Below are 15535 nucleotides of genomic sequence, written 5' to 3' on the forward strand. Positions count from 1 at the left end.
TACTTCATTTTCTATAAATCGTTTATTGATTTTTCTTGCTCAAATAAGGCAATCGATTCTACATGACCGGTATGGCTAAACATATCCATCACCCCGGCTTTGCTTAAACGATAGCCCTGTTGCACCAGCATCCCCGCATCCCTTGCAAGTGTAGCCGGATTACATGACACATAAACGATTCTTGCCGCACCAAATTTGGGCACATAATGCATGACTTCCTCGGCACCGGAGCGCGGAGGGTCAATCAATAATGCATCAAATCCTTGATTTGCCCAAGAATGATGCGAAAAATCTTTTGTTAAATCTTGTGAAAAGAATTTCACCTGAGTTAACCCGTTCAGCTGGGCATTTTCCGCACCACGATGCACCATTTCATCTGAACCTTCCACGCCAACCACCGTACCGTTTTCGCCGACACAGCGCGCCAAAGGTAAAGAGAAATTGCCTAATCCACAAAACAGATCCAGCACACGCTCACCTGCCTGCAACTGAAGCAAATCACATGCCAGCTTGACCATTTGCGGATTCACGGTGGAATTTACCTGGGTAAAATCCAGCGGATGGAAAGCAAATTTCAGCTCAAATTCCGGCAGTGCATAATGCAGACGCATGGCCTGATCAGGTTGATCTACACGTTGCACACTGTCTGGTCCCGCAGGCTGCAGATACAGTTGCCATTGTTTCTGTAACGCAAATTTGAGCAGTTGGTTGACATCTGACTCAGATAATTTTTCCGTATGCCGGACCAACAGGGCAATTTCCGTGTCACCCATTGCCAATTCTACATGACCAATGTCGGCTTTGCCTTTTAGACTTTGGAGTAGTTGTTTCAGGCGGGTGATTGAACCGAGTTCACGGTCCAGAATCAGACAGCGGTCAATTGAGGTCAGCCGGTTGCTCTGGCGTTCCCGGAAACCGACCACCAGTTTGTCTTTATTCGGGAAATAACGCACCCCGATCCGGGCACGGCGGCGATAATCCTCCCGGGTTGAACGTAACGGTGTCAGCCATTCATCCGGTTGAATGCCGGCAAAATGCTGCAGGTGCGACTTGAGTACATCCTGTTTTAAACGAATCTGCTCATCCAGCTGGATATGCTGCATATTGCAGCCGCCACAGACACCAAAATACGGACACGGCGGCTCGACCCGCATCTCGGCAGGTGCAGATAACAGTTCGATACAGTCGGCTTCTTCTAACCGTTTGGTGACATGATGAATCCGTGCTTTGACTGTTTCACCCGGCAAGGCGCCTTGAATAAACACCTTCTTGCCGTGTTTATCCTGCGGATGCTCAGGCTGTGAACCATAGTGTGCAATCCCGCGCCCTTCATGGGACAGCGACTCAACCTGAAAGGTATGGATCAGGGGTTGAGCTGGACGAGCGGATGGACGATGTTTCATGAGCACCTAAAGTGTGGAAGATGGGAAATCTGCAACAGTAAAGTCTGTGGCTTGTGCATTCTGGCGCCAGGCTGCAAGGAACTCGCCATGCTGTGGCAGGCTGGATAAATACTGGATGGTGGTCTGAACCCACAGGCGATGATCATCCAGCTGCAACTGCCCTTTCAGCAAGAGCCAGCGCAGATAGATCAGCCAGGTATTCAGCACATCACCTTCACAATAGCTGGTGAGTTTGAGCCATTCACCGGCGCGAATATATTCCGGCACATGATAACCGGCTTCACCGCGTTTACCCGGAAAACCCAGCAGATGCGCCATATCATCCAGTTTCTGGAAATTCCGGCCATTAAACATGGCCATCACATCCATCAAGTCAATATGCCGCTGATGATAGCGGTTCTGGTAGTTATTATAGCGCTTTTGCGTGTCAATTTCGCCCTGATCAAACAGACTTGGCGCAGACAGGCCATGATACATGGCACGATATAAAATCACCGGCAAATCAAACTGCGAACCGTTCCAGCTCACCAGGGTCGGATGACGCTTGTCAAAAATCGACAGGAATTTTTTCAGGATTTCGGCTTCGGTATACTGTTCCCGGCTAAAAGAAAACAGGGTCATTAAGCCGGTTTCATCAATCCACAGGCCGGAAATACAGACAATTTCATGCAGCGGCAAACGCTGAAAATCCATACCTGATTCCTGACGGCGCAGCTTCATCAGTGCCTGCTCCAGATCTGCCTCAGGCAAATCCAGACCATACAGATGCGCCCCCGACTTCAGGTCGGTCCATGTTTCAATATCAAATACCAACACAGGTAGACGCATAATTTTCTCTACAGCTTGACGGCGGTTTATTCAGGATCTTGAACGGAAAATAAACCGGTCGATAAATAACGGTCACCCCGGTCGCAGATAATACAGACAATCACCGCACCCGGGTTTTCTTCTGCCAGTTTCAGCGAAGCCCAGACCGCACCACCCGATGACGTCCCGGCACTGATACCTTCTTTTTGTGCCAGTTTACGCATGGTCCGCTCGGCTTCAATTTGCGGAATATCAATAATCCGGTCGACACGACTGCGGTCAAAAATGGTTGGTAAGTATTCTTCCGGCCAGCGGCGAATACCGGCAATGCTGGAACCATCTGAAGGCTGTAAACCGACAATCTGAATATCCGGATTCATTTCTTTCAGGTATTTGGATACCCCCATAATGGTGCCGGTGGTCCCCATCGAGCTGACAAAGTGGGTAATTTTACCGCCAGTTTGCTGCCAGATTTCCGGCCCGGTGGTCAAGTAATGCGCTTCGACATTGTCCGGGTTGCCAAACTGGTTCAGTACCAGACCTTTACCTTCGGCCTGCATTTGCAGGGCCAGGTCACGTGCTCCTTCCATGCCCTGTTCTTTGGTCACTTCAATCAGTTCGGCGCCATAGGCACGCATGGCATCTTTACGTTCCTGACTCATGTTATTCGGCATGATCAGTTTCATCTGATAACCACGCATGGCAGCCACCATGGCCAGTGCAATCCCCGTATTTCCGCTGGTGGCTTCAATCAAGGTATCACCCGGTTTGATCTGACCGCGCTTTTCCGCCTGCATAATCATGTTATACGCTGGGCGGTCTTTGACTGAACCTGCCGGATTGTTGCCTTCCAATTTGGCCAACACCGTGGCTTGGGTATGACTTGCAAGACGCTGCAAGCGTACCAATGGTGTTTTGCCCACATAATGATCTAATAGAAATTCATCGGCTTGGAAATCAGGGGTGGTATTACTCATTATTTGCACCTTTCTCTAGGTACGCATATTGTATGAAAAAAACCACCCGCCTGCACTCTTTTCACCAGCTTTTTCGTGAAAGTGCTTAAAGCACAGTCAGTTTTAAAATAAAGCGTGCTAAACTGCTCGGCAGAACGAATAAACTGCTTTAACCATGTCAAATATCAATAAAAAGTTATTTAAGCGCCTACATTTAAATCATGCTTATGGGCAACTGATTGCCCTGATATTTGTGCCCATTATGGTGCTGGCGGCGGTCGGTGCAGGGCTGGTTCTGACCGAAACCTCGAATGCAGCGCGCGCCCAGCAAAAGCAGATGGCGATTGCGATTTTAACCCGCTATGAAATGCCATCTGAAGTGGCCTTACAGCAGCTCAACACCTTTCCTTGGCAATATGAACAGGCACGCAGCTATATGCAGGACCTGCTCAATGAAAAGCATTTACTTCGGACTGCCATTATTGATTCCCAAGGCCGTAGCCGCCTGAGTATGGGCTATCAGGATCAGGCCGGCTGGCCCAGTTTTCCGCGCGATGCCGCCTTCTTTGGCCCCATTCAGCATAAAGACAGCCATGTCTATGGTTTACGTATTGATGAAAGCCAGAGCCAGTATGCCTGGCTGCTAATCGAGCTGGACAATCAGCCTCTGGAAATTGCCCGTTATCGGGTCATGACCGTGCTGATTGCCACTGGCCTGTTGACCCTGATGCTGCTGTTGCTGTGCCTGAATTTCTATTCGCGTCGCTGGATTGCGCCAATGTACGAAATCCGTATGCAACTGCAACGCCTGAATGCCGACACACTGGATCAACACATGGTAATTAACAGCACCGGCGAGCTGCGTTTATTGCAGCGTGATATTGCCAATGTGGTCAAGCGTCTACATTTCAGCTTTCTGGAACTAAAAGAACATACCGAACAGACCGAAGATGACTTGCGCCGCACCCTAGATACCTTGGAAGTCCAGAACATTACTTACCGTCAGGCACGTGACCAGGCGATTTCAGCCAACCAGTCCAAATCGGTCTTCCTGGCCAATATCAGCCATGAATTACGTACTCCGCTGAACAGTATTGATGGCTTTATCCATTTATTACTGCGCCAGGGTAATCTCAGCAATGAGCAGAACCTGTATCTGCAAACCATTCGCAAATCCTCGGCGCATCTGCTGGCGCTGATTAACGATGTACTGGATTTCTCGAAAATTGATGCCGGCAAACTGGAACTGGAAACCGCACCTTTTGATCTGGAAGAAGCCATTTATGATGTAATGGACATGCTGTCGCCGCTGGCCGCGCAGAAGCAGATTGCGATGGCCTTTTATTATGCTGACAACGTGCCAAAGCATGTGATTGGCGATGCCCTGCGCTTTAAGCAGGTGCTGACCAACCTGATTTCCAATGCCATTAAATTCACCCCGGATGGTGAAATTATTGTACGTGCGCGCATTGAACATGAAGATATCGGTCAGAGCATGATTCATTTTAGCGTGCAGGACAGCGGTATTGGTTTAAGCGGCACCGACCGGAAAAAACTGTTTGAATCCTTCTCGCAAGGCGATGCTTCTGTGACCCGTCAGTTTGGCGGGACCGGTCTGGGTCTGGCGATTTCCAAGCAGCTGGTACATTTAATGCGGGGCCAGATTGGCTTTGAAGACAACCAGGAACGCGCACCGACTGAAAAAGGCTCGACCTTCTGGTTTACTGCCGTATTCAGCATTGATGAGGATGAAATTATTGTGCACCCACGCTTTGCCAACAAGCATGTGGTGTCCTATCTGGCGCATCCGGCAACCGCCAATGTGCTGCGTCACTATCTGGAAAATTATCAGGTCCAGCATACCGAAACCACTTCGATTCTGGACTTATTCAGCCGACTCAATCACCTGTCTACACCGGAAGAAGACACCTGGTTAATTGTCGATCATAGCGGTGACACCGAAGCCTTACTGAAAGAAATTCGCAGCCGCTATCAGGGCAATCTGGCCATTTACGGCTACCAGATGGCGCTTGATCCAAGCATGCTGAATGAATATCGCACCCGCCCGCTGTATCAGCCTTTAAGCCGTGGCGCGCTAATCCAGTTACTAAACAATGAAAATCCGTTTGAAGATACAGGCACCGAAGTCTTTGATGGACAGGGGCTGCATGTGCTGGCGGTAGATGACCACTTGCCAAACCTGATTGTTTTAGAAGCCTTGTTAGGTGAACTGAATGTCACCACCACCAAAGCGCTGAGCGGTCAGGAAGCCCTGAATATCCTGCAAGAGCGGATTGAACAGGATGCCAAACCGTTTGATCTGGTGTTTATGGATATTCAGATGCCGGTGATGTCCGGGATTGATACCACCCGCGCCATCCGCTCGCTGGAGTCCACCCTCGACAAGCATAAACGCCTGCCAATTATCGCCCTGACCGCGCATGCGCTGGCCGATGAAAAACAGAACCTGCTGAAAGTCGGCATGGATGATTACGTCACCAAGCCAATCCAGATTGAACAGATCATCCAGATTCTGACCCACTGGACCACTGAAAACTTTAACAAGGTGCCGGCAGTGGAAAAAGCCGTGGTAATTGAAGCGCTTGATCCGCTGGTTCTTGACTGGCAGCAAAGCCTGATGCTGGCCGCCAACAAGGAAGATCTGGCACTGGATCTGCTGCGTATGCTGCTCGACAGCTTTGCCACCGAACTGCATGAAATGCAGCAGCTGATTGAACTGGAAGATTTCCCGCAACTGGAGCATGTGCTGCATCGCCTGTATGGCGCCACCCGTTATGTCGGCACCCCAAGCCTGCAGGAAGCCACCGGTTCTTTTGAGCAGTTTGTTTCGACCTTACGTAAAGAACGCCGTAAAGCCGATGATGCCTTTATTCAGGAAGTGCTAAGACGCTTTGATGAATTACAAGCCGTGATTGCTCAGGTTGAACATGCCGCCGAGCAGATTCTAAACAAGCACACGCAGTAGTCTGACTCGACTAAAGTCAGGGTCTTGAAAGATGGATGTGACTGCCCTGTCATGTATCATGCGTATCTGCATGCTATGCTCAACAGAGGAAAAATAAGAGTTTAGACCATGACCATAGTACAGGTAGAAAAAAATAACGGCATTGCCATTGTGCGACTGAATCGCCCGGAAAAACGCAATGCCATGAGCTTTGCATTATTAAAACAGCTGGTCAAAACTGCCAGGCAGCTAAAAAAAGACCGTAGCTTGCGCTGCGTCATTCTGACTGGTGAAGCCGAAGTGTTTAGTGCCGGTATTGATCTGGCCGATTTAAACAATCCGCAAAATCGTGCCTTTGCCGCCTGGGAATTACTCAAACCCGGCCAGAGCCTGTTTCAAAAAGCCTTTCTGATCTGGCAGGAATTGCCCGTCCCTGTGATTGCTGCGATTGAAGGTTACTGTTTTGGAGCCGGGATGCAACTGGCACTGGCAGCAGATATTCGTATTGCCCATCCTAAAACCCAGATGTCAATTATGGAAAGCCGCTGGGGGCTGGTACCGGATATGGGTCTGAGCCGCTCTTTAAAAGGCCTGATTGGCCTGGACCTGGCCAAAGAACTGACCCTCACCGCCCGTATTTTTGAAGCGCAATATGCCAAAGAAATTGGCTTAGTCACCCACTTAAGTGACACACCACTGGATCATGCCCAGATTCTGGCGCAGGAACTGGCGCAGCGTTCTCCGGATGCGCTGGCTGCGGCCAAACAGGTGCTAGATGCCATGGAACATAATCCACAAAAATCCTTACGTCTGGAAAAAATCTGGCAGCTGAAATTACTGCTTGGCAAAAACAGTCAACTGGCGCGTAAAAAAGACAAGCAACCTGACACCAGTTTTTTACCGCGTCAATTTAACTAAGCACAGAGCATCAAGATCGGGAAGAGAAGCATGAGTTTTGATCGCAATACGCCCATCGCCTTTCTGGGTATGGGCTTAATGGGCACACGCATGGCAGCACGTCTGATTCATGCCGGTTTTCGGGTCGCGGTCTGGAACCGCACTGCTGCTGCCTGTGAGGAACTGCTGGACATGGGTGCTGAAGCACTGGCCCTAGAAAAGATTGGTCAATATCCGGTAATTTTAAGCTGCCTGGCCGATGACAATGCAGTCCAAGCCGTTTTTGAGCAGATTCAGCCGCATTTACAGGCCAAGCAAGTGATTGTGGATTTCTCCAGCCTGTCTGTGGATAAAACCCTGACACTGGCTGAACAGGCAGCCCGTCAGCAGGTGAAGTGGATTGATTCACCAGTGTCGGGCGGCACAGCGGGCGCAGAACAAGGCACCCTGGTTATCTTTGCCGGCGGTGATGCCGCCACCATTGAAAAACTGACCCTGATTTATAATGTGCTCTCACAGCGCGTGACCCGTATGGGCGCCAGTGGCACCGGACAGGCCACCAAAATCTGTAATCAGCTGATTGTCGCGGCCAACAGTACCCTGATTGCCGAAGCTGTCGCGCTTGCAGCTCAAGCTGGGGTAGACACCACTTTACTGGCACCTGCACTGGCTGGTGGATTTGCTGACTCCAAACCATTTCAGATTCTAACCCCGCGCATGGCCAGTCATAGCTTTGAACCGGTGCAGTGGAAAGTCCAGACCCTGTCTAAAGACCTGAACAATGCCCTGACCCTGGCCGCGCATTATCAGCTGAATATTCCGGTGGCACAGCAGGCTTTGCAACAACTGCAAGCGCATCAGGCCAAAGGCTTTGCGGAAGCAGATTTATCCACGGTCATTCAACAGGTGGAACAGACCACTTAATTTCACCCTTTGCACAGGGAATGCAGGACATTGTTTATGACGAAACTTGCCGTAAATCTTTCTATGATTTTTACTGAAGTGCCGCTACTTGAGCGCTTTGCACTGGCCAGACAACACGGCTTCCAGCATGTTGAAATCCAGTTTCCGTATGAACTGAGCATTGCGCAGATTCAAAGCCAGCTAACCTTGCATGAACTGACGCTGTGCCTGATTAATGTTCCGGCCGGAGATTTAATGCAAGGCGGCAACGGGCTGGCCGGTGTGCCGGGCAAGGAAATCGAGTTTCGTCATGCCGTTGAACAGGCCATTGAATACGCGGTTGCACTCAAAGTGCCAAGTGTCAATATTCTGGCCGGCAAACAGCCCCAGGATGCCGATCTGCTGCCTTGCCTCAGAACACTGGCCGAGAACCTGAAAATGGCCAGCCATATGCTTAGCAGCCAGCAGATCCAGCCGGTAATGGAAATGATTAATGGCACCGACATGCCGCGCTTTTTAGTACAGAACATTGCCCAGGCCCAAGAGATGCTTGAAGCGGTGCAACATCCGGCGCTAAAAATGCAGTATGACTGCTATCACATGGCCATGATGGGTGAAAACGTACTGGAAGGACTGATCGAGAATATCCAACAGATTGGCCATATCCAGTTTGCCGACTGCCCGGGTCGTCATGAACCGGATACCGGCGATATTGCCTTTGCGGAAGTGTTTGACTGGCTCAAACACAGTGACTATGCAGGCTATGTGGCGGCGGAATATCGACCGAGCAAAGATTCAGCAAATTCCTTTGCGTGGAAAAACAAATACTTTGCCGAATATCAATAATTCGGCACTGTCATAGATTTGAAATTTAGGCTCAAAGCCGCTATATTAGACAATGAATAATTGTCAGGAAATTATACCCTTTATGAATTTAGAACCATCGCCCGGCGCTTCTAATTCTCACGATCTCGCAATGACTTCCCCAAACAATGACGTACACGCTTGCCTGCAAGTTGTGCGCGATGCCCTTGAAGATGTAAAAGCCAAAGAAATTGTTGAGCTTGATGTTAGCAGCATCAGCAATGTTGCAGATGCTATTGTGATTGCTAGCGGCACCTCAACCCGTCATGTTAAATCTCTTGCTGATAACGTTGCTGAAGAAGCACGTAAAGCAGGCTTCCGCCCGATTGGTATGGAAGGTGAACGCGATGCTGAATGGATCTTGATTGATCTGGGTATCGTGGTGGTACATGTCATGCTTCCAACTGCCCGTAAGTTCTACGACCTAGAAAGCTTATGGCGTACAGCACCTGAATCTGTAAACTAAGATTTCCCAAAAAGCGACCTGAAGGTCGCTTTTTTATTGAGCTAAAATCAGGACTGATCACAGCTGAATCCAGACACCGACTGATTTTTCCACTTCCCAATAGCTGAACTTAAACCTCTCGGCAGTGCTTCTCGATCTTCCCCCAACCCAAAGATTGAATCGTATGTAATAAAAGATTCTATTTAGTCACAGATATTAAAAAATCCCCCTCAATCGAGGGGGATTTTGAACGCGGGTATCGGACGTCTTAGTGACCCGTACCGTTAATCGCTTTGGTCATGTCTTCAACCACTTTCTTGGCATCACCGAAGACCATCATAGTCTTGTCGTTATAGAACAGGTCATTGTCCAGACCTGCATAACCAGTCGCCATTGAGCGCTTGATCACCATAATGGTACGTGCTTTATGTGCTTCCAGAATTGGCATACCGTAAATTGGCGAGTTTGGATCGTCTTTGGCTGCCGGGTTGACTACGTCGTTGGCACCTATCACCAATACCACATCCGTTGCCGGGAAGTCCGAGTTAATCTCGTCCATTTCCAGAATGTCTTCATACGGCACGTCGGCTTCAGCAAGCAAGACGTTCATGTGACCTGGCATACGACCCGCCACCGGGTGAATCGCAAAACGCACCGTTACACCCTGCTCTTTCAGCAAGTTGGCCAGTTCTTTCACCGCATTTTGCGCACGGCCTTGTGCCATACCATAACCCGGCACAATCACCACGCTGTCCGCATTGGACATTAAGAAGCCAGCATCATCTGCAGAACCTGAACGGTAGTTACGCTGTACCTGCTCACCCGCACCTGCGGTAGGCGCTGCCGCCCCACCCATCGCACCACCAAACAAAACGTTGATGATTGAACGGTTCATGGCTTTACACATGATGTACGACAGAATTGCACCTGATGAACCAACCAGTGAACCCGCCACAATCAGCATGTTGTTTTCCAAGGTAAAACCAATCCCTGCTGCCGCCCAGCCCGAGAAGGAGTTGAGCAGTGATACCACCACCGGCATGTCGCCACCACCGACTGGGGCAATCCAGACCCAGCCAAAGGCTAAAGCCAGTGCGGTCATGGCCCAGAACGAGGTCATGCTACCGCTTAAGAAGAAGTGAATCCCAAAGCCCAGCATGGCAATGAAAATCAGTGCCTGAACCGGTTTAACCCAGCCACCCGAAATGGTCTTGGCCCATTTTTTCGCTGCCAGTTTACCGTAAGCAAATACCGATGCAGTAAAGGTAATCGCACCAACAAAACAGCCCACGAACAATTCAAACAAATGCACTTTGCTCATTTCATGGAAGCTGACGCCATTGGCTGCCAACAGCTCTGGACCCAGTTCAACCAGCTTGTTGTTATGAATAATCGCTGCAATTGCAATTAACACCGCTGCCAGACCGACCAGTGAGTGCATCAGTGCTACGGTTTCTGGCATTTGCGTCATCGGTACGGTACGCGCACGGGCAATCCCGACAATGGCACCCAGAATCATCGCCCCCACAATCATCCAGATAACCGGATGATCCGCCACAAAGAAGGTAGTCAATACGGCAATCGCCATGGCGATCATGCCGTAACGGTTACCAGCAATCGCCGTTTTTGGCCCAGACAGGCCTCGTAAAGTTAAAATAAAGAGGACAGCCCCAATCAGGTAGAACCAATCCGCATAGTCTCGAATAAATTCCATCAATTAGCCCTCTTTTTTCTTTTGTTTTGGTTTAAACATTTCCAGCATACGCGCAGTCACTGCGAAGCCACCGAAAATATTAATACTGGCCAGGAATACTGCAATCGCACCAAGTACGCTCACCACGTTAATGCTCTGGAACTGCACATTGGCATCCACACCTAACACAGGCAAGCCGACCGTTTGAATCATCGCCCCCACGATAATGATCGAAGACAACGCATTGGTTACTGCCATCAGTGGCGTATGCAATGCAGGTGTAACCCCCCAAACCACGTAGTAACCTACGAAAATGGCCAGGACAAAAATTGTAATTGTTTCAACCATGACTGTTCTCCTTAACCTCGTTTCAACAGCACTTGGCCGCCGTGCGTAACCAGTAGGGCTTTTTGAATCTCATCTTCCTGACTGATGGCAAAGTTCTTTTCGCTATCAAAAAGGGTTTCCACAAAATTCAGCACATTACGTGCATACAGCGCCGATGCTTCAGTAGAGACCGTTGACGGAATATTTGGAATACCGAGAATTTTCACGCCATTTTCAGTCACCACGGTTTCACCACATTGAGAACCTTCAACGTTACCACCCGTTTCTACCGCCATATCCAGAATGACTGAACCCGGTTTCATCTTGGCCACAGTTTCCGCCTTGATTAAACGCGGTGCATCACGACCTGGTAACAGCGCTGTGGTAATCACGATGTCAGCATTGGAAACGGCTTTATCGACAATAATGGCCTGATCTTTGATGTACTGTTCGCCCGGCATCCAGCCATAGCCGTTTTTAGCAGCATCAGCAGCTTTTTGCTGTTCTTCTTCAGACATCGGCACGTCTAGCCATTTCCCGCCCAGAGATTCAACCTGATCTTTGGCAGTTGGACGCAGGTCAGTGGCTTCTACCACCGCACCCAGACGTTTTGCGGTCGCAATCGCTTGCAAACCGGCAACCCCCACCCCCATGATCACGACACGGGCAGGTTTGACTGTCCCTGCTGCGGTCATCAGCATCGGGAACATACGCTGGTATTCAGCTGCAGCCAGCAATACCGATTTATAACCGGCCAGGTTGGCTTGTGAGGACAGCACATCCATGTTTTGCGCACGGGACAGGGTCCGTGGCAATAATTCCAGAGCAAATGCAGACACCTGCTGTGCAGCAAATTGGTCAAGTTCAGTATTGCGGTATGGGTCAAACATTGCCACTACGGTAGAGTTAGGAGCAAGTTTTTGAATTTCTTCACCTTTCGGCGCGCGAACTTTCAAAATCATTTGACTGCCGGTATAGGCATCATCTGTAATTTTGGCACCCACGTGCTCATAGGCGCTATCGATATAGGCAGCTTTTAAGCCTGCACCACGTTCAATAACCACGCTATGACCCGCGTTGATCAACTTCTTTACTGTCTCTGGCGTTGCAGCGACACGATTTTCACCGACGACAGTTTCGGTTGGGATTCCGATCTGCATGAGCGTTCCTCAAGCTAATTTTTCTTAAGTAAACATCGCCAAAACGATGCTTCCCCTCAGGTTATGTCCTTGTTGAATTTTTGGATTCTAATTGAACTTTTTTAAATTACCACCCAATATTTATTTAATAAATACCCATATTTTGAACTGATGATTCATAAAAAGAAGGGTGGCAGATATAATTGATCAGTTTAGCTTTCTATTCTTCATGGCGCCGCTCTGGAAATAAGGTGTATAAATTTTCAGCACAGCTCCTGACTTTTTACAGCGAATTGCGTCCTGTTTTGTTTTTTCTTTCCTTAAAATTGATTGTTTTGACAAATCTTATCGTGTAGTGCCGGCTTACAACAGGCTGATAAATACCAATAATGAACGGCTTTTTCGCCGCAAAAAATGAACATCCAGTTCATGATTGACTAAAATGACATCTTAATCACAGAAGAATCCGGGAGAAATTGGTCAAAACTGCCCAATGTTCGGGCAGAAAAGTAAATCCTGCGGCAAATGCACCGATTGGCTAAATGATTTCCTGCCCGCTGATCTGGACTTAACCCATACATCTGGCTGTGAAAGCGCGATAAAAAATTAAAAGTTTTTTTATTGATCATTTTGCCTGATGATGAATAAAGCAGCGCAACTGCTTAAATTTGCGTATTTTGCACTATTTTTGTGCAACAATTGCCCGCAAGACATCAATAGATCTTTGCCTGAAATAAACCATCTTAAAATTTTCATAAAATGAGAATAAAGCCTATCTTTACACATTCATTTCTTCGAGCAGACAGCTTATACTCAACGCATGAAAATCTGGTGACACCTACCCTATTGATTAAATTGCTCTGAATATGTCCATTTCCTTGACCAGAACGCAGTTAGGTTCACTGTTTGCACTATGCGCGGCCTTTTTATTTAGCACCAAAGCTATTTTTATCAAGCAAGCCTACGCACTTTCACCTCTGGTGGATGCCACCACCTTAATGACCCTGCGGATGGCCAGCGCACTGCCGTTTTTCCTGCTGATCTGCTGGTTTAACCGGCATCGCAATACCCAGATTCAGCTGCGCGAATGGATACTGCTCGTGGCTGCCGGGCTGCTCGGCTATTATTTTGCCAGCTGGCTCGACTTTCTGGGGCTCATGTTTATTAGCGCCTCACTGGAACGGATTATCCTGTTTCTGTATCCCACCTTAACCGTTCTAGCCAGCAGCCTGATCTACAAGCAGCGCTTAAGCCTGAAAACGATACTAGCCTTGCTGCTCAGTTATGGTGGAACGGTACTGGTGATGTTACAAGAACAGCAAAACATGCCAGATGGCCATTCCTTCTGGCTTGGTGCCAGTCTGGTATTTGCCAGTGCGGTGGCTTTTGCCGCCTATTTACTGGTGACGCCGCGGCTGATCCAGAAATTTGGCAGCTGGAATTTTACCGGCCTGGCGCTAAGTGTGGCCTGTTTCGGCACCTTACTGCATTATCTGCTGGCCGTACCGGAGCCACTACAACGGCTGAGTCAATTACCGGGCAGCGTCTATGCCTATGGCATTGGACTGGGTATTCTGGTCACGGTGTTGCCAACCATTTTATTAATGCAAAGTATCGAACGCCTGGGAGCCGCTCATTCGGCCATGATCGCCTCTATCGGCCCGATTCTGACCATTGTGCTGGCCACCCTGTTTTTAGATGAATATTTAAATGCCTGGCAATGGCTGGGTTGCGCCCTCAATATCATTGGGGTGATGATGATTAGCCTGTCCAAGAAAAAGCTGATGGCCTGATCCATGATCAGTCAGCTCAGCCTGTTCCGGACTGCTGTGCATGTGTCTTGCACATGCAAAAAGGATGTTGCAAATGGTGGTCTTTGGCCGTCATGCTCAGTATTGCCGAAGATGCGATTGAATGAATTAACCTGAACTGGACCTTGTATGAATACCTCTCCCGATATTAGTCAGGATAAAACCCTGCTCTGGCTTATGGCGCTGGCTTGTGGTCTATGTGCAGGGGCCAACTATTATTGCCAGCCGCTGATTAACTCGATTCATACTTATTTTCAGGTGCCGGAATCCCAAGTCGCGCTCACGGTGACGTTTGCCCAGGTGTCCTATGCGCTGGGGCTGTTATTTATTGTGCCGGTTGGCGATACCGTCAATAAAACCAAATTCATTCCACTGCTGATGTTTCTGGCCGCGTTTGGCCTGTTTCTATGTGCTTTTTCAGTGAATCTGCCAATGCTCTGGATTGGCACCATCATGACCGGACTATTTTCCGTGGCCGCGCAGATTCTGATTCCGTTTGCCACCATGTCGGTCAAGCCGGATAAAATGGGCGAAGTGGTCGGACTACTGATGAGTGGTTTACTGGTCGGGATTTTACTGTCGACCAGTCTGGCCGGACTGTTGTCCAATTTATATGGCTGGCAGCTGATTTATATCATCAGTGGCGTGTTGATGATGGGACTGGCGATTATTCTGAAAAAACGCTTGCCACATATTCCGACGGTGCGCATGGCCTATGGCAAAATCCTGCATTCGATGCTGCAACTGATCCGCCAGGAAAAACGGCTGGTCTATCGCGCCCTGATTGGTGCCAGTGCCTTTGCCGCCATGAGCGTGCTGTTTTCCACCATTGCGGTGTTACTTGGCTCCTCTTTTGGCCTGCCAGATGTCGCAGTCGGTTTAGTCACCTTAATTGGGGTATTTGGCGCACTCTCTACCAAAAAAATTGGCAAAATTGCCGACCGGGGTCATGGCAAACTGATCACCTGGGCCGGACTCTCTTTATTGGCGGTCAGCTGGAGTTTCCTGTATTTCGGCGCGCAGTATTTATGGAGCTATATTATTGGTTTTGGCCTAATTAACCTGGGACTGGCCAGTGTGCATACCAGTAACCAGAACGTGATTTTCCATTTACGCCCCGATGCCAAATCACGCCTGAATGCAGTCTATATGACCAGCTATTTTATTGGCGGCGCCTGCGGTTCTGCACTGGGCATTTACGCCTGGCATCATGGCGGCTGGAGCATGAGCTGTCTGGTTGGTTTAACCCTGGTGCTCTGCTCGGCCTGTTTTGCCTGGTTAGATCAGCAACATCTGCGCCGCCAGCAACTGGCTTAAAACTGTAT

At 49.1% G+C, this 15535-nt stretch carries 13 protein-coding genes; 7 read left to right on the forward strand and 6 right to left on the reverse strand.

What is annotated here, in order from left to right:
* Window positions 1-11: 11 nt before the first annotated feature.
* The 3 genes from rlmD to cysM are packed head-to-tail and all read right to left on the reverse strand — an operon-like array spanning window position 12 to window position 3187.
* Complete coding sequence (gene rlmD / locus GA693_RS09545) at window positions 12-1403, reverse strand: 23S rRNA (uracil(1939)-C(5))-methyltransferase RlmD (protein WP_160240988.1); 1392 nt, start codon at window positions 1401-1403, stop codon at window positions 12-14.
* Between the two features lie 6 nt (window positions 1404-1409).
* A complete protein-coding gene (locus GA693_RS09550) occupies window positions 1410-2231 on the reverse strand; it encodes a 3'-5' exonuclease (protein WP_160240987.1) in 822 nt (273 codons plus the stop codon).
* A 26-nt stretch (window positions 2232-2257) separates the two neighbouring features.
* Complete coding sequence (gene cysM, locus GA693_RS09555; protein WP_160240986.1) at window positions 2258-3187, reverse strand: cysteine synthase CysM; 930 nt, start codon at window positions 3185-3187, stop codon at window positions 2258-2260.
* Between the two features lie 154 nt (window positions 3188-3341).
* Between cysM and GA693_RS09560 the strand changes: the two genes are divergently transcribed.
* The 5 genes from GA693_RS09560 (at window position 3342) to rsfS (ending at window position 9261) form a co-directional block, all read left to right on the forward strand.
* Window positions 3342-6152: a GacS-like sensor histidine kinase gene (locus GA693_RS09560; protein ID WP_160240985.1), complete on the forward strand. Its 2811-nt coding sequence runs from the start codon at window positions 3342-3344 to the stop codon at window positions 6150-6152.
* A 108-nt stretch (window positions 6153-6260) separates the two neighbouring features.
* Window positions 6261-7049, forward strand: coding sequence for a crotonase/enoyl-CoA hydratase family protein (locus tag GA693_RS09565; RefSeq protein WP_016658615.1), 789 nt, complete (start codon window positions 6261-6263; stop codon window positions 7047-7049).
* Window positions 7050-7079: 30 nt separating this feature from the next.
* Complete coding sequence (locus GA693_RS09570) at window positions 7080-7952, forward strand: NAD(P)-dependent oxidoreductase (protein WP_005180090.1); 873 nt, start codon at window positions 7080-7082, stop codon at window positions 7950-7952.
* 36 nt (window positions 7953-7988) lie between these two features.
* Window positions 7989-8777, forward strand: coding sequence for a hydroxypyruvate isomerase family protein (locus GA693_RS09575; RefSeq protein ID WP_075167476.1), 789 nt, complete (start codon window positions 7989-7991; stop codon window positions 8775-8777).
* A gap of 82 nt (window positions 8778-8859) precedes the next feature.
* Window positions 8860-9261, forward strand: coding sequence for a ribosome silencing factor (gene rsfS, locus GA693_RS09580; protein ID WP_005180097.1), 402 nt, complete (start codon window positions 8860-8862; stop codon window positions 9259-9261).
* A 247-nt stretch (window positions 9262-9508) separates the two neighbouring features.
* Here the strand turns inward: rsfS and GA693_RS09585 are convergent, their stop codons facing one another.
* Genes GA693_RS09585 through GA693_RS09595 form a run of 3 tightly spaced genes read right to left on the reverse strand, consistent with a single transcriptional unit; the run spans window position 9509 to window position 12420 of the window.
* On the reverse strand, window positions 9509-10954 hold the full coding sequence (locus GA693_RS09585; protein WP_005180098.1) for an NAD(P)(+) transhydrogenase (Re/Si-specific) subunit beta: 1446 nt from the start codon (window positions 10952-10954) through the stop codon (window positions 9509-9511).
* Between the two features lie 3 nt (window positions 10955-10957).
* Window positions 10958-11281, reverse strand: coding sequence for a proton-translocating transhydrogenase family protein (locus GA693_RS09590; protein ID WP_005180100.1), 324 nt, complete (start codon window positions 11279-11281; stop codon window positions 10958-10960).
* Window positions 11282-11292: 11 nt separating this feature from the next.
* Entirely contained in the window at window positions 11293-12420 is a 1128-nt protein-coding gene (locus tag GA693_RS09595; RefSeq protein ID WP_160240984.1) for a Re/Si-specific NAD(P)(+) transhydrogenase subunit alpha, read from the reverse strand.
* Between the two features lie 845 nt (window positions 12421-13265).
* Between GA693_RS09595 and GA693_RS09600 the strand changes: the two genes are divergently transcribed.
* Together GA693_RS09600 and GA693_RS09605 are read left to right on the forward strand one after the other, a co-directional pair.
* The gene (locus GA693_RS09600; protein ID WP_005180104.1) at window positions 13266-14192 is read left to right on the forward strand and encodes a DMT family transporter; all 927 of its coding nucleotides are present in this window, start codon (window positions 13266-13268) and stop codon (window positions 14190-14192) included.
* A 147-nt stretch (window positions 14193-14339) separates the two neighbouring features.
* A complete protein-coding gene (locus GA693_RS09605) occupies window positions 14340-15527 on the forward strand; it encodes an MFS transporter (RefSeq protein ID WP_075167480.1) in 1188 nt (395 codons plus the stop codon).
* The last annotated feature ends 8 nt before the right edge of the window (window positions 15528-15535 follow it).

The organism is Acinetobacter indicus (genome assembly GCF_009914475.1).
In the GTDB taxonomy this organism is placed as follows: domain Bacteria; phylum Pseudomonadota; class Gammaproteobacteria; order Pseudomonadales; family Moraxellaceae; genus Acinetobacter; species Acinetobacter indicus.

What these genes read in the sequence shown, in the direction of transcription:
- GA693_RS09565 (WP_016658615.1), top strand. Translation starts at nt 6,261, where the DNA reads ATGACCATAGTACAGGTAGAAAAAAATAACGGCATTGCCATTGTGCGA.
- GA693_RS09560 (WP_160240985.1), top strand. Translation starts at nt 3,342, where the DNA reads ATGTCAAATATCAATAAAAAGTTATTTAAGCGCCTACATTTAAATCAT.
- rlmD (WP_160240988.1), bottom strand. Translation starts at nt 1,403, where the DNA reads ATGAAACATCGTCCATCCGCTCGTCCAGCTCAACCCCTGATCCATACC.
- GA693_RS09575 (WP_075167476.1), top strand. Translation starts at nt 7,989, where the DNA reads ATGACGAAACTTGCCGTAAATCTTTCTATGATTTTTACTGAAGTGCCG.
- GA693_RS09590 (WP_005180100.1), bottom strand. Translation starts at nt 11,281, where the DNA reads ATGGTTGAAACAATTACAATTTTTGTCCTGGCCATTTTCGTAGGTTAC.
- GA693_RS09550 (WP_160240987.1), bottom strand. Translation starts at nt 2,231, where the DNA reads ATGCGTCTACCTGTGTTGGTATTTGATATTGAAACATGGACCGACCTG.
- GA693_RS09585 (WP_005180098.1), bottom strand. Translation starts at nt 10,954, where the DNA reads ATGGAATTTATTCGAGACTATGCGGATTGGTTCTACCTGATTGGGGCT.
- GA693_RS09570 (WP_005180090.1), top strand. Translation starts at nt 7,080, where the DNA reads ATGAGTTTTGATCGCAATACGCCCATCGCCTTTCTGGGTATGGGCTTA.
- GA693_RS09600 (WP_005180104.1), top strand. Translation starts at nt 13,266, where the DNA reads ATGTCCATTTCCTTGACCAGAACGCAGTTAGGTTCACTGTTTGCACTA.
- GA693_RS09595 (WP_160240984.1), bottom strand. Translation starts at nt 12,420, where the DNA reads ATGCAGATCGGAATCCCAACCGAAACTGTCGTCGGTGAAAATCGTGTC.
- GA693_RS09605 (WP_075167480.1), top strand. Translation starts at nt 14,340, where the DNA reads ATGAATACCTCTCCCGATATTAGTCAGGATAAAACCCTGCTCTGGCTT.
- cysM (WP_160240986.1), bottom strand. Translation starts at nt 3,187, where the DNA reads ATGAGTAATACCACCCCTGATTTCCAAGCCGATGAATTTCTATTAGAT.
- rsfS (WP_005180097.1), top strand. Translation starts at nt 8,860, where the DNA reads ATGAATTTAGAACCATCGCCCGGCGCTTCTAATTCTCACGATCTCGCA.